We start from the raw sequence: 19,841 nt of genomic DNA, 5'->3' as shown, positions 1-19,841 counted from the left end.
GGAGCGACTCTACCAATCCGTGCCGATCACGGGACCGTCACGGTCTGGCAGCCGAGCAGTTCCTCGGTGCCGTTCACACACACGGTGTGGGTGCCGGCAGGCTTCGGGACCGTGACGTCGAACCCGTGATTCGGTCCGCTTCCGGGATAGTACGACTCGAACCAGCTCAGGGGGGCGTCTGCCTTAAACGGGCCGCCTTCGCCGTTCACGTTCACCCAGATATACGAGGTCTGGGAAGTGGTCAGGTCCACCGACCAGCCACGGATGCGCACCCCGCCGGCAACGGCTTCCACGGAATCCAGGTGTCCATCCGCCGATTTCTCCACGGTCACGGTGCGACAGCCTAGCTGCGCGACAGCTCCACTGACACAGACTCGGTGGCTTCCCTTACGGGCAGGAACCCGAATTTCAAAGCCGTTGTTCTGGCCGATCCCGGGCAGGTAACCGGGCAACCAGGACAGGGCCTTGTTGGTGCGATAGGCCGACCCGTTGCCGTCTACATCGACCCAGACAAACGAGGAATCCGGCCGGGTGTAGTCCGCCGACCAACCGGACACGACGAGACCACCGGGCACACTCGTCGCGGAGTCAAGCGCCCCGGTTCCCCGCGGGACGGTGACCGTCCGGCATGAGATGAGTTCGCTCACCCCGCCGTAGATGCCGTACGCACAGATTTTTCTGGCTCCCGGGGCGGCGGGAACCTTCACCTTGAAACCGTGATCGGCCCCGGCGCCCGCAAAGAGGGAGTTGATCCACGGCAGGTTGACATCCGCCTTGTAGGCACTGCCCACCCCGTCGACATTGACCCAAATATATGACGGCTGTACGGTGCCGAAGTCCACGGCCCACCCGGATATATCGGCCCCGCCCCAGGTGCCGACAACGGTGTCCAACGAGCCCTGGCCAGCAGGGACAGTGACCCACTTGCAGGAGATCAGACTGTATGTTCCGTAGACACACACCTCATGGTCACCAGCTGTGGCAGCTATCGTCTCCGCGAATCCGTGGTTCGGGCCGAAGCCGGGAAAAACGCTGTCGAACCAAGACAGCGACTTGTCGGCCTTCACGGGGCCACCCTGCCCGTCGACGTTGACCCAGGCATATGCCGAGGCGGCGTTGTTCGGGTCGATGGACCAGCCCGAGATGGCGATGCCTTTGTAGACACCGATCGCACTATCGAAACTCCCGTAGCCGTTCGCGGACGTGGACCCGAACCAGTCCGTGTACATCCGCCAGAAGTTGCGGTTTCCGTAAGCTGAGCACGCATCGCCGGAGCCGTAGAGATTCCCCATGGCCGCGCCGTTCGGCTGGTAGGGCGTGTAGTAATACAGCGCGGCGGTGGCGGCATTTCGAATCCGAACGGGCGTCGACCCACAGGCGCTGTTGGGGTGGAAGAGCACGTTCGAGGCAGCCCCGACCGGGAACCACGTGAAGCGCTGAGTCGTTCCAGGCGGGTTCGCGTAGCGCTTGAATTGCCAGGCCGAGTTATAGACCTGGTTGTAGAAGCCAAAATACTGAGCATCACAGGGGGCCGTGTCCGGGCAGGCGTAACCCATGGCCCGGTCGTACCGGGCCGCCGACGGCGCACTCGCCGAGATCAACGACTGTTCCTTCTGCAGGGTTACCAGAAGCACCTTCGGGCTGATTTTGCAGGCCTGGGCGACTTTGGCGATGATCGCCGCCGAAGTCTCATTGCTGCCGCCCTGGTATGAGGCACACATGGCGTCAGCGGGTCGAGACCAGGTGGACTGACGATAATCCTTGATGCAGGTATAGCCGGCGGCACAAACCGAGCTCTTGTTGTTCAGGAAACTCTGGATCTCGGACTGCGACATTGAAGAACCCGCATAGAAATTCTCATCGCTGATGATGTAACCCGGGTCGAAATCACTTCCGTTCGCTGCGGTCGCGGGCTCGGATCCAGTACTGAGTGAAAGAGGAACAAACAGTGCGACGAGAAATACCAACGCCACTGACAGCCCAAAAATCCTTTTCATGCACAACTCGTCTCGCTCGTGTGAATACTCATCTAATCGGTGTGCATTTACCGGGTGCGTCGGAGTTCGACCCTGAAAAAGATCCCACTTGACCCTACGTCAGCATCCGGCACGCCTCCGACCCCCCGTTCTGGGCGCTTGTCAAGGGCCCGAAGACCAGCCGATCGGCAGCGATAGTATTCTTAGTCGTGTATGCCTATCGAAACTGACGCGACAGATCGGTTCCAATGTCAAAAGATTCAAGTTCACGGCCTGAGCGCGAAAGTGATGCCTCACTTTCCGCTGAATTGCATGAAGCCCGACTGGAAATCCGTGCCCTTCGGTCTGAACTGGCACAGGTTGCACCAGTCATTGCAGACCTGAAGCGGCAGGTTGTCGCCGCTAAGGCGCAGGGCGAACGGTACCGACGCCAGGTCGAGATTCTGCGACTCTCGCTGTCCTGGCGGGTCACCCAGCCCCTGCGCGTGCTTCGGCGGCGAGGAGCGAATGCCAACCGCTAAGCCAGCGCGGATGTCCGCGCAACGGGTCCTCGAGGCCACCAAATCCTCCATTCGGTTTGATCGCGGCAGCCCTCGGCTCCCGGTCACGGATCGCGTGGCCATAGTGGCGAGCTACGGCCCAACCGCATCCGTATCGCTGTCAGTGGTGACTCTGACCGCAGAACTCGAGCGAAACGGTTACACGGTCATCATCGTGCGGGCATCGGCTGATGACACGCCGCTCGCCTGGCCCGCCGACGCAGCATCGAATCCCATCATCGTGCGCCGGTCGAATGTCGGATACGACTTCGGCTCCTGGTCAGTGGGACTTGATCTCTTCCCGACCGTACGCAAGAAACCCTTCGTCATTCTTGCAAACGACAGCCTCGTCGGCCCGTTCGCCAGCCTGGATCCTGTGATCCACGATTTCGAAACCAGCTCCACTGATGTGTGGGCCGCCACGAACACGTCCCAACTGTTCGACCACGTTCAGAGCTTCTTCGTCGGATATCGCGCGGGCATCCTCAACAACCCTGCGCTGAGGCAGTTCTGGTCGTCCTTGACCGTGGAGACAGACAAGAGCCTCATCATCGACCGGTATGAACTCGGATTGAGCCGAATGCTCTTCGCAGAGGGGCTCACCACTTCCGTCTGTTTCGAGTCGGAACGGCTGGTCTTCCCCACTGAGAATCCGACCATGCAGGGGTGGCGAGACCTGCTCCAGCTGGGCTTCCCCTTCATCAAGCGAGAACTCCTGACCAACCCGGCCGTTGTCGCCGATGGCGGAGACGTTCCCTCCGAAGTCGAATCACGCTACGGAACCGACCCCCGAGATTGGCTGTAGGCCGAGGCGCCTGAGGACTGACATATGAAATCACGCAAACTTCCGCGCGTCCGCCGCGAGCTGAGCCGAAGCTTCGGGTTCCTGGCCCGCACTCTGGCTGTGCCGACGGCACACGTATCCATTCCATCCCATCAGGCGGACTTCGCCCGGTGGGTCGAACGGCGTTCGGGCCGACTTCGCCCGAGCATCCCCCAGCCGTGGGTCGGCATGCCCCACTCGCCGGAGTCTCCGGCGCGGATCGCAGTTCTGCTCCACGTGTATTACACGGACCTCATCGACCAGGTCCTTGCAGAACTGCAACACATCCCCGTCGCCTTCGATCTGATCGTGACGAACGCGACCGGCAAGCCGCTCAGCCTCCAGACAACTGAGCTGGACAACCTCTCCCACCTGACGATGCTGGACGTCGAGAACCGGGGCCGGGACATCCTGCCCATGGTCTCCGTCATCAACGCCGACCTACTCGAGCCCTACGAGCTCGTTCTGAAAATCCACACCAAGAAGAGCGAATGGCGGCGGGATCACGCCGAGCTCGGCGGCGACGGCGATGCCTGGCGTGATGGCTTCATCACTGGCTTGCTCGGCTCTCGACCCAACGTGGAGAGGATCCTGTCCGAGTTCGCCGAGGACCCGCGTCTGGGCCTTCTCACCACCGATGGCAACGTGCTCGGGCCGGCCTTCTGGGGAGGCGATCGACGTCTCGCCCGCGAGTTGCTACTCCGGCTCCAGCTCGAGCTGGATGAAGAGAGCCTCCGCTTCGCGGCCGGTTCCATTTATTGGGTACGCGGCTTTATTCTTCAGGGGCTGCGGTCCCTCAGCCTCGAAGCTGACGATTTCGACAAAGAAACCGCTCAAGTAGATGGAACGACCGCACACGCGGTGGAACGCCTGATCGGCGTCCTCGCCCTCGAGGCCGGCTATGAATTGCGTGAAACGGGTGAACTGCTCGCCGGCGCTTCCGAGGGATGGTGCCACTTCGAGGAGTCGCAGGAGCGACTTCCGCGTGCCCGCGTCATTCCCTTCTATTTGCCTCAGTTCCATGCTTTCCCCGAGAACGAGTCGTGGTGGGGAGCGGGCTTCACGGAGTGGTCAAACGTTGCCGCTGCCACTCCCGTCTTCCGCGGCCACAACCAGCCGTTCCTCCCCGCGGACCTGGGCTTCTACGACCTCTCGTCCGACACCGTTCGATCCCGGCAGTACGCCCTCGCCCAGATGGCAGGGATCGAGGGCTTCATGTATTACTACTACTGGTTCGCCGGAAAAAAACTCATGGACATGCCCATCGAGAACCTTTTGGCTACCGACGATGATGCGCCGTTTTGTCTCATGTGGGCCAACGAGAACTGGACCCGGCGCTGGGACGGCAGCGCTCAGAACGTGCTGATCGCCCAAGACTACGCCGAGGTCCCGGCGACCCAGTTCATTCACGACGTGCTGCACTTGATCACGGACCCCCGCTACATCCGCGTCGACAACAAGCCCCTCATCTCGGTTTATCGAATCACGCAGATTCCCGACTACGCGAACGTGCTCGACTACTGGCGGACCGTCGCAATGGGGGCCGGACTCGACGGGCTTACGATCATCACAGTGGACGTCGGACATAGCATGGACGGAATCGAAGGCGACCTGGATGCGCATGGTCTCGATGCCTTCCTTGAATTCGCACCGCACAACCGACGTTGGACACCACAATCCCGCGAGCACCTGACAGTGGACCCCCGATTCGGGGGAAATATCCTGAGCTACGCCGCAATGGCCAGCGACTCCGAATTGCAGCTACGGGGCCCCGTAAGCGACCAACGGTTCCCAGGAGTTATGGTCAACTTTGACAACACCGCCCGGCGCCAATGGCAGCCCGACCTGTGGTACGGCTCCAATCCCTTCACGTTCCGACGTTGGCTGAATTCTGCGGTCTCTGCCATCGCGGATCGCGATCGTGATCATCGACTCGTGTTCATCAACGCCTGGAACGAGTGGGCTGAAGGCACCGTGCTGGAGCCTTCCCAGCGTTTTGGGCGCACCTACCTGCTCGCCGTCCGAGACGTTCTGTTCCGCTAGGGACCTCCCCTTCGAGGGGTTTCTGACACAATTACGACGGGTGACGTCTGTCGCCCGCGGCACCAAATGAAAGTTGTTTATGAAGATCGCGATGACCATGATGGTTCGTGACGAAGTTGACATCATCGCTCCCATGATCGAACACCATCTTCGCCAGGGCGTGGACGTCATCATTGCCACCGACAACGGATCGGTGGATGGGACGACCGAGATCCTCGAAATATACGCCGCCAGAGGGCACGTTGTTCTGCGCCACGATCCGGTTCACCGCAAGCAGCAAGGTGTTGTCGTAACGCAGATGGCGCGGGACGCAGCGTCCATTTACGGCGCAGACTGGGTCTTGAATGCGGATGCTGATGAGTTCTGGATGCCGAAGGACCCAGCCCTTACACTGCGCGATGTGTTCGTCAATCTAAATAAGGGCATCCAGTCATTCCTAGTTGAAGTCGTAGATATGACCGGACCACCCGCGCTGGCCGGAACCGGTCTGCAGCGCCTCCTCTACCGGGACCTTCGCAGCACCAAGGAGTTGAACGCGGTCGGCCTTCACTCTCATTCGACTCCTAATGCCGTCCACGTCGGTGATCCCAGCGTCACTGTCGTGCAGGGGAATCATCTGGTGAGCCTCGCGAGCCTCGGCACGCCACCGCCGGAACTCGCCATCGAAGTGCTCCACTTCCCTTGGCGGTCATGGGCGCAGTTCAGCCGCAAGGTCGACAACTCTGGGCGCGCGTACCTCAATGCCAGCGGACTGACTCCCAGCCCGAACCATCACGGCATGCGCGATTTCCATCGTCTTCAGGACGGGACACTGTTCGCGTCCTACCTGTTCCGACACCCGACGTCGGAGGACCTCGCCGAGGGCATCGCCTCCGGTTCCTACGTAGAAGAGCGGCGGATCGCCGACACGACGACGTCTCCTGCTCCCGACGTCCCGGTCGACCAGGAGAAAAGCGCGAGAGAATGGGCGTTCGGCAAGGTCATCGGTGGTCTGGAGTACCGCGTGCGAACGCTCGAAACTGAAGTCGCCGCGGCGGGTGACCGCAACGCCGAACTGGCCGTCGGTATCCACGAACTCGAAGAGCGGCTGGGTGAGGAAAAGGTGGCTCGAATTCGTGCGCAAACGACCCTTGAGACCATGCTCAATCGGCGCGTCGTGCGGGCCGCCGATCGAATCGTGCACGCCGTTCATAGTTTGCGCCATCGCTGACTACCCTCACCGCGCGGTCTCTCCCTGAGACTGCCAGCAGGCTGGACGAAGAAGTCAGCGCGTATACTTGGCCAGTCCTCTCCTCGAAATGAAGTGAAATCTATGTCTGCTCAAGAGCGATTCACCGCACTCGCCCAGCAAAAGCTGGTGATTGTCGGATCAGGTTCACGGAAGGGGCTCGGAACCTGGGACTCCGTGCGCGAGATCTTCACGCAACGCGAGATGCTGGCACTCCTGATCCGCCGCGACCTGAAATCCCGGTACAAGGACAGCACGCTGGGATTCGTCTGGACGCTCGTTCGACCTCTCACGCAACTCTTCATCTACTACATCGTCATCGGCAAGTTCTTGGCCGCAGAGCGGGGTATCCCCGACTTCGCGATCTATGTCTTCACGGGTCTCACCGCCTATGGACTACTGAGCGAAATCATCGGCGGTGGCACGGCCTCCATCGTTGGCAATAGCGGCCTGATCAAGAAGATCTACCTCCCGCGCGAGGTCTTCCCGCTCGCCAGCGTCGGTTCTGCACTGTTCAACTTCGCCATCCAGATGGCAATCATCGTTCTGGCGACGCTCGCGCTCGGCGCATTCCCCGCCACCACCGACATCGTGTACCTGTTTCCCGCGTTCATGGTTCTGGCCGTGTACGCGACCGCCTTCGGCCTCCTGCTCGCTGCAGTCAACGTGTACCTGCGCGACGTGCAGTACCTGGTGGAAGTGCTTCTGATGCTCGCACTCTGGGCCTCGCCCGTCGTCTACTCCTGGTCGATGGTCAAGAACATTCTGGGCGAGGGGCTCGCTTTGGACATCTACACGAATAACCCGATCACGCTGGGCGTTCTCGGCTTCCAGCGTGCCCTGTGGCTCGCCGGGCAGGGCGTCGCAGAGTACCCGCCGGACTTGATGATGCGGTTGGGCGTCGCGTTCGTGATCGGGGTCGTGTTGCTCGGCATCTTCCACCGAGTGTTCGCCAGACTCCAAGGCAACTTCGCCCAAGCACTATGACCAGCAATTCGGAGAACATCATGACGTTTGCAGTCGACGGGGCACCCAGCCTTGACGCGTCCCCTGACATCGTCGTCATCGAGAACGTTTCCAAGCGGTTCGTCTTGCGCAAGGACAACTCGCTGAAGGAGCGTCTGGTCACTTTCGGTCGACGTGGTCGCCGCCACCGGGAAGAATTCTGGGCGCTGCGCGACGTGAGTACCACTATCCAGGCCGGCCACACCGTTGCTCTCATCGGGCACAACGGCTCTGGCAAGAGCACCCTGCTGAAGGTCATCGGCGGGATCCTTGATCCGTCATCGGGTCAGGTCTCACGGCGCGGCCGCATCGCGGCCCTCCTAGAGTTGGGCGCAGGGTTCCACCCTGACCTCACCGGACGCGAGAACGTGTTCCTCAACGCTTCCATCATGGGACTCAGCCGGGCCGAAACCGAAGCCCAGTTTGACGACATCCTGGCGTTTTCCGGTATCGGAGAGTTCATCGACACGCAGGTGAAGTTCTACTCCTCCGGGATGTACGTACGGCTGGCATTCGCTGTGGCCGTTCACACCAACCCCGATCTGCTCCTTGTCGACGAAGTGTTGGCCGTCGGCGACGAGGCGTTCCAGCGTAAGTGTCTCGATAAGATTCGTTCCTTCCAGGAGGAAGGCCGCACGATCGTGCTCGTCACGCACTCGCTCGGCCAGGTCACCGAGTTGTGCGACCGTGCCATCCTTCTCAACAAGGGCGAAGTCGTCTTCGACGGGGACCCGCGAGAGGCCGTCGTTCAGATGCGCGATATCCTCGAAGACCGCAGGATCGCCGAGGACACCACCGCGACCAACCCCGCGCCCTCCCGGGAGGCGAAGATCGTCTCCGCCACAGCTGGGCCGGCGCATGGTGCCGCCGGCGAGGCCATCCGACTCGGGGACGACCTCGTGATCAGCATGGATCTCGAGTTTTTGGATGCGCCGGAGGACTGGTCCTGCGCCATCCAGATCGACAACACACTCGGCCAAGTCGCTTACGGAACCACCACCAAACGGATGGGCATCAAACTCGACCGGCTCTCAGGCACGCACACCGTCGCGTTCACTCTCCGCGACACACGCTTCGGCAACGGCAAATTCTTCATCAATATTTCCCTGATCGACTCGGCTGGCCGACACTTCGCCGATCTCGCCCAGGCATGTTCCTTCGACGTGAAGGACAACCCCCTGGCCGTGGGGATGACATACGCGGAGCCTACTTTCGCACTCATCAACTCCTAAATCTTAACGCGGTCTGGCGCTCTCGCCGAATGATCCGTGAAAGGCATCATGTCTCAGTCCGTACTCGTCATCACCGTGGTCTACAACACCGGTGACGTACTGGGTTCTTTCCTGGACTCCCTCGCGGCTTCCACTGATTTGCCACCCGACGTGATCGTCGTCGACAATGCGTCGACGGACCTCGCCGTTGAGCGCGAAGCGGTGCGCGCCCACGGCGCCCGCCTGATCGAACTGCCTGACAATGTGGGCTACGGCGCGGGAATAGCCGCCGGCGTGCAGCAAGCAGGAGCTGGCTACGACTATCTACTGATCACCAATCCCGATGTTGTCTTCACCGTAGGTGCCTTGGACGCCCTCGTCGCCGCCGCGTCGGACCTGCCGAACGCCGGCTCCCTTGGTCCTCGCATCCTCGACGCAACCGGCGCCGTCTATCCATCGGCACGCGATCTGCCTTCACTGCGCACGGGCATCGGTCATGCCGTGCTCGGCAGGGCCTGGCCGAACAATCCATGGTCGCGTAGTTACCGATCAGATCGGAGCTATGGTCCCGAGCGCCGCGCGGCCGGTTGGCTGTCGGGCGCTTGTCTGCTCGTTCGACGCAGCGCGTATGAAGCGGTTGGCGGCTTCGACCCCAGCTACTTTATGTATTTCGAAGATGTCGACTTCGGCGCACGATTGTCCGAGGCCGGGTGGGAGAACGTGTATGTTCCCGCCGCGGTCGTCACGCATACCGGTGCCCACTCAACCTCGCGCAGCGCACACCGAATGGAACGCGTGCACCACGACAGCGCTTACCTGTACCTGTCCCGCAAGTACTCGGCCTGGTATCTCCTCCCCGTGCGCGGCATCCTCAGAGTCGCCCTAGCGGCACGACAGTGGTGGGTGGTCCGGTGATATCTGTCGCCAACGGTAACGGACGCATGCCGTCGATCCTGATTATCACCCCCGACACTGTCGGTGAACGCATGGCTGGCCCGGCCATCCGTGCCTGGGAAATCGCCAAGGCACTGTCGTCTCTGGCCGAGGTGCGCCTCGTTTCCACGATCGGCGCCACCGTGACACACTCGGACTTCACGGTCGCGTTCGCCGCCCAGGATCATTTGAAGCCCCACGCGGCCTGGGCAGACATCATCATCATCCAGGGTCATATTCTGCGCAGCCATCCATGGCTCAAGTCCCTCCCGACCATCATCGTGGCCGATATCTACGACCCGCTTCACCTCGAACAGCTCGAGCAGGGCAAAGACCTGTGCGAGGCAGACCGATACGCGGTTGCCCTCGATTCGGTGGAAGTCATGAACGACCAGATGGAACGCGCCGACTACATGCTGTGCGCGTCCGAGAAACAGCGAGACTTCTGGCTCGGGCAACTCGCCGGACTCGCCCGAATCAACCCGGCGACCTACGATCAGGATCCCAGCTTGCGCGCGCTGCTGGATGTGGCTCCCTTCGGCGTGGAGGATCTGCCCCCTGTACAGACTGCTCACGGCATCCGTGGAATCGTCGAGGGCATCGGCCCGGACGACAAGGTCATTATCTGGGGCGGTGGGATCTACAACTGGTTTGACCCCATTACCCTCATCAAGGCTGTCGCCCGAGTCTCCACGACTCATCCGAACGTGCGGCTCTTTTTCCTGGGGGTCAAACATCCCAATCCGGACGTTCCGGAAATGGAGATGGAACGCCGGGCGCGAGAACTCGCCGAAAGCCTGCAGCTCACCAACCGAGTCGTCTTCTTCAACGAAACCTGGGTGCCCTACCGAGAGCGCGCCAATTTTCTTTTGGACGCGGATCTCGGTATCAGCACCCACCTGGATCATGTGGAGACCGCCTACAGCTTCCGAACCCGCATCCTGGACTACCTGTGGGCGTCCCTGCCGATTATTGCCACCGACGGTGACACGTTTGCCCCGATAATCCGCGGCAATGCGCTCGGCACTGTCGTACCTGCCGAGGACGTCGATGCGCTGGTCGAGGCCATCGAGACCCTGCTCTTCGACGATGCCGTCCTCGCCACGACGAAAGCGAACGTGAGAGCTCACGCCGTGAGCATGACCTGGACGTTGATGCTGCAGCCACTCATCGAGTTCTGCCGGAATCCCTACCAGGCGGCCGACCGCGAGCGCGGCGTTATCTCCCAGCGCAATCAAATCGTGGCTGACCTGCGGAAGCGCATCAGCGGCATCGAAGCCAGTTCGTCCTGGAGGATCACCGCACCTCTCAGACGGCTCACGGCCCGGCGCACGAAGCAGTGATCTGCCTGGTAGCTAGCGCGGATAGAGGAAGTCGAAGAACTCGCGTTTGAGGTCAGCCTGAGTGTGGTGCTGGTTGGACTCTGCAAGAACGAATTCGATCTCCACAGGCAGCTTGGCGAGACTGTATCCACGCTGCTTCACGAAATAGCTGAACCACAGGTCGTCCAGCATCCAGAACTGCTCGGGCAGGGTCGTGAAGAATTTCGGGTCACGGAAGAATTCCGCGTTGCACACCATTCCACCTGGGCCAACATGATCCACTCGCCCGCCGATTTCTGATGGCGCTCGATCGTAGTAGGACTCACCGACGGCGAAGGCCCACCAACCGCTGGCGACCCGGGGATGGTAGCTTGCCACGCAGGTTGAAATGAAGTCGGCGGTGAAGTTCTCATCATCATCGATGACCACGAGCGGGCCGGTCTGGCCGGCGAGGGCGAGCTTGCGTGCCCAATAGAAACGCCCGATCGATCCCAGGTTGAACGGTGTCTTGGCGATGGTGACCCGTTTAAGCGAATGCGTGGCCGTGAACGACGCCAGGGCCTCGAGATACGTGGCGTGGTCAGTGCGGTTGTTGTTCCACAGGAACAGTTCGATACCGTCCGCAAAATCCTGTTCGTCGAGCAGCCGCAGGACATCGTTGATCCGCTCCGGCCGGTTCCACAGGCACATCAGCACGGGAATCTCCCGGCCTGACACCACGCCGAATCGGAAAGCCTTCGAGCGGAACTTCCCGCCCAGGAGACGGCGTTTGACGGCCCGCTTCACGCGGGGCATCACCCGCAACTTGATCTTGTTGAGGAAGATCATCCGAGGTCTCCAAACCCACGAGAGGGCTGGAAGTCCAACCAGCGTCGCGCGGAGTCGATTTGTGCACAGCTGTAGCTGGACGGTGCGCTGAACACGGTGTACCGAGACAGGTCGATGTCCAAATCCGCTAACAGCCGGCGATTACTCGTCGGGACGCCCGACCCGATGTTGAAGGTGGCGTGGTGGTGTGGGAGCGGCGCGGTCAGACCCGTGCCGATGGCATCCGAGACGTCGTCGACGTGGACGTAGTCCCTCACGAAGGTGTCGAGGCCTCGGAGGCCCACCGGCCGATCCGGGCCCGACTCGGCGAGCTGGGTGACCAGCGAATTTAGCATTCCGGGGCCGAACACGTTGAAAATGCGCAGGCTGACGGTTTCGATGCCATCTGCGTCACCGAGAATGCGCTCCGCGGCATACTTGGTGCGAGCGTACTGAGACCCCAGCACAATGGGTGCCGACTCCGTGACCGGTTCGTCGTATTGATCCCCGTACAGTGCTGACGTCGACGCGAACACGATTCGGCTGATACCGAGCTCGCGTGCCACAGAGGTCAGGGCGTCGACGGAGTCCACATTGATGTGCTGGGTCCGCTGCCGATCCAGATCGCACGCCTGACCGGTCAGCGCCGCCAGGTGCACAACCACATCCGGCCGGATCATTTCGAGGGAAGCCCGAAAGGCTTCACTGTCGCCGATATCCACGGCCAGACCTCCCCCGGTCGGCTCGGTGCGGACCGAAACCAGAGAGATCAGGTCGAGGTCAGACCGGTTTTGCAACGACTGGGCGACCCTGCGCCCGATGACACCTTGCGCGCCTGACAGGAGCACTTTCACTGGAGCGCGAATCCAAGCTGTTTCAGCATGGCCACAGCCTGCGGTGGCGTCACCGAGTACGCGCTGGTTTGCTCCAGGAGCGCCTCGACGGACTCCATGAAGGCGGATTCGTCGAAGTCCCGCGCGTCCCGGACGACGAAGATCTTGGGGTTCCGAGTCGTGCCGACATTGGACGGCTCGTAACTGAGTTCCTCGAACATCTTCTCGCCAGGACGGAGCCCGGTGATCTCAATGGTGAGGGTGGGATCGACGGCCTTGACCAGGCTCTGTGCCAAATCAAGAATCTTGACCGGCTCCCCCATGTCGAGAACGAAGATATCGCTGTCCCTGCCGATCATCGCTGACTGGATGATGAGCTGGCTGGCTTCGTCGATGGTCATGAAGAACCGCGTCACATCGGGATGGGTGACCGTCAGGGGAGCCTTCTTCGATATCTGGCTCCGGAACGTCTGCATCACCGAGCCGTTGCTCTGAATCACATTTCCGAAGCGGACGGCGTTGAAGGTGGTCGAGTGTGATCCGCCGGCGAGGGTCTCCATGATCATTTCGCCCAGCCGTTTCGTCGCCCCCATCACGTTGACGGGGTTGACCGCCTTGTCAGTGGACACGTAGACGAAATTGGGCACAGCGTGTTCGATGGCGAGACGCATGAGGGTGAGAGTGCCCCCTACGTTGTTGTTGATAGCCTCGAGCGGGTTCGCTTGCATAAGAGGAACGTGCTTATACGCCGCCGCGTGAAAGATGATGTCGGGTCGAAATTCCCGGATGATCCGCTCGAGAAGACGTTCATTCTTGATATCGGCGATGTGGTAGCTGACCTTCTCGTTTCCCTGCAGGCCCTGCCCCAGGAAGAAGATGCCGTTTTCCCACCAGTCGACACACGCGATCGCTTCGGAGTTCATCCCTGCAATCTGCCGCACCAGCTGCGATCCGATCGACCCGGCCGCGCCCGTGATGAGCACGCGCTTGCCCTCCAGGAATCGGGCGGACGATACGAGGTCCTGCTTCACCGGTTCGCGCCCCACCAGGTCGAGCACGTCGATGTCGGTGAGGTCCTCGATGTCGACCGTCTCTCGCGTCAGGATGCTGTACGTCCGTGGGACGATCGCGATCTCGACGTCGTCGGTCTCGATGCTGTTGACGAAGTCTCGGACGGTCTTGGAACCGACCGACGGTATGGCGAAGTAGACGATCGCAATCTGCCGCTCGGCGATCACGGAATTGATGTCACTCAGCCGCCCGAGCACCTCGGGCGCGCTGGAAGCGTCGTCGAGGTACCCCGCAACGCTGCCTCCGCGTTTGGCGATGTTTCGCGCCAAGGCCTTCCCCGCGGTGCCATGCCCGACGATGAGGATGGGCTTGTCGATCCGTTCCACAGCATTCACTCAGGTGACCCGACGCGTGCTAACTACTCAGCCCGAGCGGAGAGAAGGAGGTTCTCGAGATACAAACCATAGCCACTCTTGACAAGGGGGGCCGCGATCGCTGCGAGCCGCTCGTCAGAAATCCAGCCGGCACGCCAAGCCACTTCCTCGATGCAGCCGATTTTGAAGCCCTGGCGGTCTTCGATCACGCGCACGTATTCGGATGCCTGCATCATTGACTCAAAAGTGCCGGTATCCAGCCAGGCTGTGCCGCGGTCCAGTACCTGCACGTGCAGGGTGCCCTGCTCGAGGTAGCGCTCGTTGATCGTGCTGATCTCGAGTTCGCCACGGGCACTGGGCTCGATGGTCTTCGCGATCGCGACGACGGAGTTGTCATAGAAGTAGAGACCGGGCACGGCGTAGTTGCTCTTGGGCTTGGCGGGCTTCTCTTCGATCGAGAGCGCCGTCATGCTGTCGTCGAATTCGACGACGCCGTACGCCGTGGGGTTGCTGACGTGGTAAGCGAAGATGCGTGCGCCCTCGAGATCGGCATTGCCGCGAAGCGAGGCGCCCAGGCCTGCACCGTGGAAGATGTTGTCGCCGAGCACCAGAGCCACGCTCTCGTCGCCGATGAACTCCTCGCCGATGATGAACGCCTGCGCCAGACCGTCGGGCGACTCCTGCACCGCATATTCGATCCGGATGCCGAGCTCAGAGCCATCTCCGAGTAGCGCCCGGAACTGGTCGTTGTACTCCGGCGTCGTGATGATGAGAATCTCGTTGATGTCGGCCATCAACAGGGTCGACAAGGGATAGTAAATCATCGGCTTGTCGTAGATGGGCATGAGCTGCTTGGAGATGCCCCTGGTGATCGGCCAGAGGCGTGAACCCGAGCCGCCGGCCAGGATGATGCCGCGCATCGGTTATCTCCCCTCGTTCAGAGACGCGTAGAACGCACGCATGTCGGCCCAGGCCGGGAGCAGTCCGCTCGCGGCCGCTTCGGCGAGGCCCGGTGCCCCGGTGTCCTTCGGCGAGAGGAGAAGCTCACCGGCTTCGGGAGGGAAGACAAGTCCGACGTCACTGTCGAGGGGATTGATTCCGTGTTCACGGGAGGCGTTGAAGACATCCGTCACCAGGTAGCTGACGGTGGCGTTCTCAGTTAGGGCCACGAAGCAGTGGCCGAGCCCCTCGGAGAGGTAGATTGCCTTGCGGTCGACGTCGTCGAGCAGCACGGAGTCCCACTGACCGAAGGTCGGCGAACCGACGCGGATGTCGATGACGTAGTCGAGAACGGCACCAGATGGTGCCGTGACGTATTTGGCCTGCCCCGGCGGAATGTCAGCGAAGTGGATACCGCGCACGACGCCCCGCTTCGACACCGAAGTGTTGGCCTGGCGGAGGTTCAGCGAATGGCCGATCGTCTCCTCCAGCCGGTCAAAACGGTACCACTCGAAGAAAACACCGCGATCATCACCGTGCTGTTTCGGCGTAATCTCATAGGAATCGGGGATCGAAAGCTCACGAATTTGCACATGTGCAGTCTAGGAGCGTGTGTCAGTAACGCCTATTCGCAGTTGATGCGACGAGATTCGGGCCAATTTGGCCGCAGCGGGCTTGGCGTTGCTGTGGCGGTCGTCGTGGACTTCGGGGTCTGCCTTGTTCTCGTGCCGACTGAAAATAGGGCCAGTGCCGCGTTGGCGGCAGTAGGTCGAGGCCGCTGGCGCCCGGCAGGGCGGTTCTGCCCTGGTCCTTAGGTTGCCGGGCGGGCTGTCAGTGCGGCTTGCGTGGCGAGGAGAGCCTTGGTGTGCACGGTGTGCAGCTTCATCAGGTTGTGGCAGGCAGCGATCAGGTCCCACTCGTGGGCTGCTTGCTCCAACCCGCGTAGCAGAACGAATTTTCCTTGTCGGGTGTGGATCTGACCGAACACGAGCTCCACGATTGCCTTCCGCCGCGCATAGGCCGCGCGGCCCTTCTTCGTCGTCAGCTTCCGTGCCATGCGTTCGCGCAACGTCGCGTCAGCGGGGATCCGGCCCCGAGGAACATCCGGAACACGTTCACCGTGCTTCACCCGGCCGGTCGCGATGAAGAACTCACTCCGCCCGTCGCTCGCGGCTTCCACGGTCTTAGCGAAGTCCAAGTTTGCTGCTGAACAATACCCGGCATCCACCAGCACTTCGGCGGGGAGAGTACCCATCGTGGCGTGGAGTTTCTCGATCATCGGCACGACCTGTTCAACGTCCACGGCAATATTCGTCAGCGTCGTCGCGACGATCACTTGATGGTCCGCATCAACGATGGCCTGCGCGTTGTAGGTGTAGTGGAAGGACCCGTCGGCGGTCTTCATGATCCGAGCGTCCGGGTCGGTGAAGTTGCGCTGAGCCTTCGGAGCGACGACCGCGTTCTTTGCCGCGTCATCACCCTTCTTCGAGACCACGTCGTCATCATCGCCCTTGTCCCGGGCCTTCTTCTCCGCGTCTTTTCGAGCCCGCGCGGCCGCGTCTGCCTCCAACGCGGCGCGCGCCTCAGCCAGTTTCACCAGGCGTGACTCCCGCCGCGCGAGCTCCGACGGCAACTCATCGCCGCGTTTGTCTTTCCCGAAACGGGCATCCTCAGCGTCATCAATCGCGTCGGCGTCAGCCAGCAGAGCGGAGACCTCGTCGGCGAGGACCTTCTGTTTCTCCGTCAGGCGGGCGTAACTCATGGCCTTGCGCCGGGACGCGTTCGCGCGCACTTTGGTGCCGTCCAACACGACCTGCCCTAATGACACCATTCCGGCGGCGCGGCAGAGCTCCAAAGCCTGCAAGAACACGTTCCCCAAGCTGGAAAGGTGCCGTTTGCGGAACCGGGCGATGGAGCGAAAATCCGGTGCCTGCTGCGCGGCCAGCCAGCGGAACGCGACCACATCCACGCAGACACGTTCCAACTCCCGTGACGACCGAACACCCACGCAGTACCCGTAAAGCAGGACACGGACCATCAGCCGAGGGTCGTAAGGCGGCTGGCCCTTCGTCTTCGCGTAGGACGCGTAGAACTTCTTCAGATCCAGCTGGGTTTCGACGATGTCCGCGATGAAACGGGAGAGGTGATTCTGCGGCAGCCACTCATCCAACGACGGCGGTACCAACATCACCGCCGCCGGCTCGAACGCCCGGAATCGCTTGTTCACGCCCGCGCCAGCTTCGACCCCGTCATCCACGACCAAGTCAACGTGCTCAAGTTCCGTCGCGGGGAACAGGCCATCAGAATCGCTCATAAGCAATTTTCCCAGACCCCACGGCCAAAGACGGGAAATCCGGCGGCGTTTTAAACTTTGCCGTTACTGACCCACGCTCCTAGCAACCCCTCCGCAGTGGCCTCCGGTCTGCCCGGGGCCGGCGAATCACGTGCGGCTAACGAAGGTAGGCGTTCAGTTTGCCGGTCAGCTCGGCTGACACGGACGAGGTGCCGCCCAGGACCACGATCTTCGCCGGCTGCAGCCGCTTCAGTTCGGTGGCAATCGACGTGGGGATGCTGTCAGCCGTGACCAGCAACACCGGGCTGCGGTCCTTGCCGGCGACGGGCGCACCCGACAGGGCGTCCGGGAACGTCAGTCCGTTCGCGAGATACACTACCGGAACGTTCGGGCCGAAGCTCGTCCGGGAGATCGCCGCCGACGCCTCGAAGCGGTCGGCTCCGTCCCACCGCTCCACGGTGCCGGTGGTGAAGGGGCGCAATGCCGTCTCCACGGCCGCACTCACCGACGCCGGGCCTCCCAGAACCACGATCCGCTGTGGATGCAGACGGCCCAGCTCGGCCGCGATCGACGTAGGGATGCCGCCGGGCGTCACGAGCAGGATCGGGGAACCGTCCTTCGCCGCGACCGGTGCTCCCGACAGGGCATCGGGGAAGTTAAACCCGTTGGCCACGTAGACCACCGGAACGTTCGGGCCGAAGCTCGTCCGGGAGATCGCCGCCGACGCCTCGAAGCGGTCGGCTCCGTCCCACCGCTCCACGGTGCCGGTGGTGAAGGGGCGCAATGCCGTCTCCACGGCCGCACTCACCGACGCCGGGCCTCCCAGAACCACGATCCGCTGTGGATCCAGACGGCCCAGCTCGGCCGCGATCGACGTTGGGATGCCGCCGGGCGTCACGAGCAGGATCGGGGAACCGTCCTTCGCCGCGACCGGTGCTCCCGACAGGGCGTCGGGGAAGTTGAACCCGTTGGCCACGTAGACCGTGGCCACATCCCGGCCGAAGCTGGCGCGTGAGATGGCCGCCGACGCGTCGAACCGGTCGGGCCCGGAGCGGCGGTCGATCATGGAGGATCCGAACCAACCGTTGTAGATGCCCCAGAAGTTGCGGTTGCCGTACTCCGAGCACTCGTCCCCGTCCCCGAAGAAGTTCGTCAGGGCGGCGGCGTTGGGTTGAAAGGGCGTGTAGTAGTACAGCGCGGCGGTCGCCTTGTTCTGGATCGTCACGGCCGGGCTGGCACACTCCCGCTCGGGGTGGGACGAGTACTTGATTTTGCTGGCTGCCCCGACCGGGAAGTAGGTGAGGGTGGTGTTGGCCGGACTGCTGTAGAACTTGAACTGACGGGCTGCACTGAAGAGCTGCTTGAAGAAGCCGAGGTATTCCGGATCGCACGACGTGGTGCCGGGACAGTTGTAGCCGACCGCGCGGTCGTACTGATTCTGCAGCGGCCACGTGTCGGTGACGAGCCCCTGCTCCTTCTGCAGTAAAACGAGAAGTACCTGCTGGCTGATCCCGCAGGCGAGCCCGACCTTGGTGATGATGCGCGCCGCGGACTCCCCGTCGGCTCCCGCGTATGCCCCGCACACGGCGTCCGCAGCCTTGTTCGACGTGGTCTGCCGGAACAATTTAAGGCAGGTGTACCCGGCACGGCAGGCGGGCACCTGAGTGCTCAGGAATTTCTGGACCTCGGACTCGGATAGCGCCGATCCGTTGTAAAAGTTCCCGTCGCTGATCAGATTGCCTGCCCTGAAATCGGCACGGGAGATGGCGAGCGTCTCGGCGGCCAGCAGGTTGCTCATATAAGGCTGATCGGCATCCGGCGCAGCCTGCGCGGGGGCCGCCGGCTGGAGTGACGCGAGCCCGGACGCAATGATCACGACTGCCAGCACCATGCCGACCAGGCGTCCGCCGAGCCCGCCTGCGCCGCTCCGGCGCCTCCGCACACAACAGCTCATGGATGTTCCCCCGGTTAGACGACCAATGTCACCTGACCCTACTCCCGTTGCGACCCCCGGGAGGCCGTCTAGCGTCGAACGAATTCGACGGAGATTTTAGCTCCCCTGCTCTATCCGTGGGTGTTTCGGAGCGCCTTAACGGCCGCACGCCGCTTCCTGTCTAGGTTTCTGACTGTCAAAGGAAAGAAACTTTATAGGCGGGAAAACGGCGTGCGGTCTCTAACAATATGGCGGACTTTGCTCGGTGTCGACAAGACAGTGGTCGAGGACGTTGATCTCGACCTCGTAGCGGGCGTTTTTGTTGCGTCGGTGCGGCTGACCAAATCGATGCGGAACCGGTGCGGGAGCTGCCAGAAGCGCTGCCCGCGCTACGACGAGGGGGCGGGGCGCCGCCGGTGGCGGGGCGCCGCCGGTGGCGGGGCGCCGCCGGTGGCGGGGCGCCGGGTTACGTCCCTGTGAGTGGTGTGGTTTCCCGCTCTTGAGTGTTGCTTCGTCAACGTGAAGAGCCACCGTGGGATGGTCAGTGAGTACCGATCAAAGAACTCACAAA

The 19,841-nt window shown here is 62.0% G+C and carries 15 protein-coding genes; 7 read left to right on the top strand and 8 right to left on the bottom strand.

The window, feature by feature from the left end; translation table 11 throughout:
* Positions 1 to 26 precede the first annotated feature (26 nt).
* On the bottom strand, positions 27 to 1,835 hold the full coding sequence (locus E3O22_RS09445; RefSeq protein WP_241976599.1) for a hypothetical protein: 1,809 nt from the start codon (positions 1,833 to 1,835) through the stop codon (positions 27 to 29).
* A gap of 807 nt (positions 1,836 to 2,642) precedes the next feature.
* On the opposite strand from E3O22_RS09445, the gene E3O22_RS09435 reads away from it, so the two are divergent.
* The 7 genes from E3O22_RS09435 (at position 2,643) to E3O22_RS09405 (ending at position 11,101) form a co-directional block, all read left to right on the top strand.
* A complete protein-coding gene (locus tag E3O22_RS09435; RefSeq protein ID WP_166784610.1) occupies positions 2,643 to 3,320 on the top strand; it encodes a rhamnan synthesis F family protein in 678 nt (225 codons plus the stop codon).
* Positions 3,321 to 3,344: 24 nt separating this feature from the next.
* Positions 3,345 to 5,381: a glycoside hydrolase family 99-like domain-containing protein gene (locus E3O22_RS09430; protein WP_134394088.1), complete on the top strand. Its 2,037-nt coding sequence runs from the start codon at positions 3,345 to 3,347 to the stop codon at positions 5,379 to 5,381.
* Between the two features lie 79 nt (positions 5,382 to 5,460).
* A complete protein-coding gene (locus E3O22_RS09425) occupies positions 5,461 to 6,591 on the top strand; it encodes a glycosyltransferase family 2 protein (RefSeq protein WP_241976598.1) in 1,131 nt (376 codons plus the stop codon).
* Between the two features lie 102 nt (positions 6,592 to 6,693).
* Positions 6,694 to 7,596, top strand: coding sequence for an ABC transporter permease (locus E3O22_RS09420; RefSeq protein WP_134372247.1), 903 nt, complete (start codon positions 6,694 to 6,696; stop codon positions 7,594 to 7,596).
* 20 nt (positions 7,597 to 7,616) lie between these two features.
* On the top strand, positions 7,617 to 8,846 hold the full coding sequence (locus tag E3O22_RS09415; protein ID WP_134372249.1) for an ABC transporter ATP-binding protein: 1,230 nt from the start codon (positions 7,617 to 7,619) through the stop codon (positions 8,844 to 8,846).
* Between the two features lie 36 nt (positions 8,847 to 8,882).
* A complete protein-coding gene (locus tag E3O22_RS09410) occupies positions 8,883 to 9,740 on the top strand; it encodes a glycosyltransferase family 2 protein (RefSeq protein ID WP_134394089.1) in 858 nt (285 codons plus the stop codon).
* A 26-nt stretch (positions 9,741 to 9,766) separates the two neighbouring features.
* Positions 9,767 to 11,101 (top strand): glycosyltransferase family 4 protein, encoded by a 1,335-nt coding sequence (locus E3O22_RS09405; RefSeq protein ID WP_134394090.1) that lies wholly within the window; start codon positions 9,767 to 9,769, stop codon positions 11,099 to 11,101.
* A 12-nt stretch (positions 11,102 to 11,113) separates the two neighbouring features.
* On the opposite strand, the gene E3O22_RS09400 is transcribed toward E3O22_RS09405, so the two are convergent.
* From E3O22_RS09400 to E3O22_RS09370, 7 genes are all read right to left on the bottom strand, one after another.
* On the bottom strand, positions 11,114 to 11,866 hold the full coding sequence (locus tag E3O22_RS09400) for a glycosyltransferase family 2 protein (protein ID WP_134394091.1): 753 nt from the start codon (positions 11,864 to 11,866) through the stop codon (positions 11,114 to 11,116).
* Between the two features lie 38 nt (positions 11,867 to 11,904).
* Positions 11,905 to 12,735 (bottom strand): NAD(P)-dependent oxidoreductase, encoded by an 831-nt coding sequence (locus E3O22_RS09395; protein ID WP_255570049.1) that lies wholly within the window; start codon positions 12,733 to 12,735, stop codon positions 11,905 to 11,907.
* A 2-nt stretch (positions 12,736 to 12,737) separates the two neighbouring features.
* Positions 12,738 to 14,117 (bottom strand): polysaccharide biosynthesis protein, encoded by a 1,380-nt coding sequence (locus tag E3O22_RS09390; protein WP_166784608.1) that lies wholly within the window; start codon positions 14,115 to 14,117, stop codon positions 12,738 to 12,740.
* A 32-nt stretch (positions 14,118 to 14,149) separates the two neighbouring features.
* Complete coding sequence (gene rfbA / locus E3O22_RS09385) at positions 14,150 to 15,025, bottom strand: glucose-1-phosphate thymidylyltransferase RfbA (protein WP_134394094.1); 876 nt, start codon at positions 15,023 to 15,025, stop codon at positions 14,150 to 14,152.
* Between the two features lie 3 nt (positions 15,026 to 15,028).
* On the bottom strand, positions 15,029 to 15,637 hold the full coding sequence (locus E3O22_RS09380) for a dTDP-4-dehydrorhamnose 3,5-epimerase family protein (RefSeq protein ID WP_134394095.1): 609 nt from the start codon (positions 15,635 to 15,637) through the stop codon (positions 15,029 to 15,031).
* Between the two features lie 218 nt (positions 15,638 to 15,855).
* Positions 15,856 to 17,358, bottom strand: coding sequence for an IS1182 family transposase (locus E3O22_RS09375; protein ID WP_241976596.1), 1,503 nt, complete (start codon positions 17,356 to 17,358; stop codon positions 15,856 to 15,858).
* A 136-nt stretch (positions 17,359 to 17,494) separates the two neighbouring features.
* On the bottom strand, positions 17,495 to 19,291 hold the full coding sequence (locus tag E3O22_RS09370) for a cell wall-binding repeat-containing protein (protein ID WP_134397094.1): 1,797 nt from the start codon (positions 19,289 to 19,291) through the stop codon (positions 17,495 to 17,497).
* Positions 19,292 to 19,841: the final 550 nt, after the last annotated feature.

Origin of the sequence: Cryobacterium sp. TMT2-18-2, assembly GCF_004402245.1 — a bacterium.
GTDB lineage: Bacteria > Actinomycetota > Actinomycetes > Actinomycetales > Microbacteriaceae > Cryobacterium > Cryobacterium sandaracinum.
Note: the sequence above shows the minus strand (reverse complement) of the source record. Positions and strands in the feature narration are given on the sequence as shown.

Bases quoted from the DNA above. Each gene is read 5' to 3' on its own strand.
- E3O22_RS09430 (WP_134394088.1), top strand. From the start codon at position 3,345: ATGAAATCACGCAAACTTCCGCGCGTCCGCCGCGAGCTGAGCCGAAGC.
- rfbA (WP_134394094.1), bottom strand. From the start codon at position 15,025: ATGCGCGGCATCATCCTGGCCGGCGGCTCGGGTTCACGCCTCTGGCCG.
- E3O22_RS09370 (WP_134397094.1), bottom strand. From the start codon at position 19,291: ATGAGCTGTTGTGTGCGGAGGCGCCGGAGCGGCGCAGGCGGGCTCGGC.
- E3O22_RS09420 (WP_134372247.1), top strand. From the start codon at position 6,694: ATGTCTGCTCAAGAGCGATTCACCGCACTCGCCCAGCAAAAGCTGGTG.
- E3O22_RS09415 (WP_134372249.1), top strand. From the start codon at position 7,617: ATGACGTTTGCAGTCGACGGGGCACCCAGCCTTGACGCGTCCCCTGAC.
- E3O22_RS09375 (WP_241976596.1), bottom strand. From the start codon at position 17,358: ATGAGCGATTCTGATGGCCTGTTCCCCGCGACGGAACTTGAGCACGTT.
- E3O22_RS09445 (WP_241976599.1), bottom strand. From the start codon at position 1,835: ATGTCGCAGTCCGAGATCCAGAGTTTCCTGAACAACAAGAGCTCGGTT.
- E3O22_RS09425 (WP_241976598.1), top strand. From the start codon at position 5,461: ATGAAGATCGCGATGACCATGATGGTTCGTGACGAAGTTGACATCATC.
- E3O22_RS09405 (WP_134394090.1), top strand. From the start codon at position 9,767: ATGCCGTCGATCCTGATTATCACCCCCGACACTGTCGGTGAACGCATG.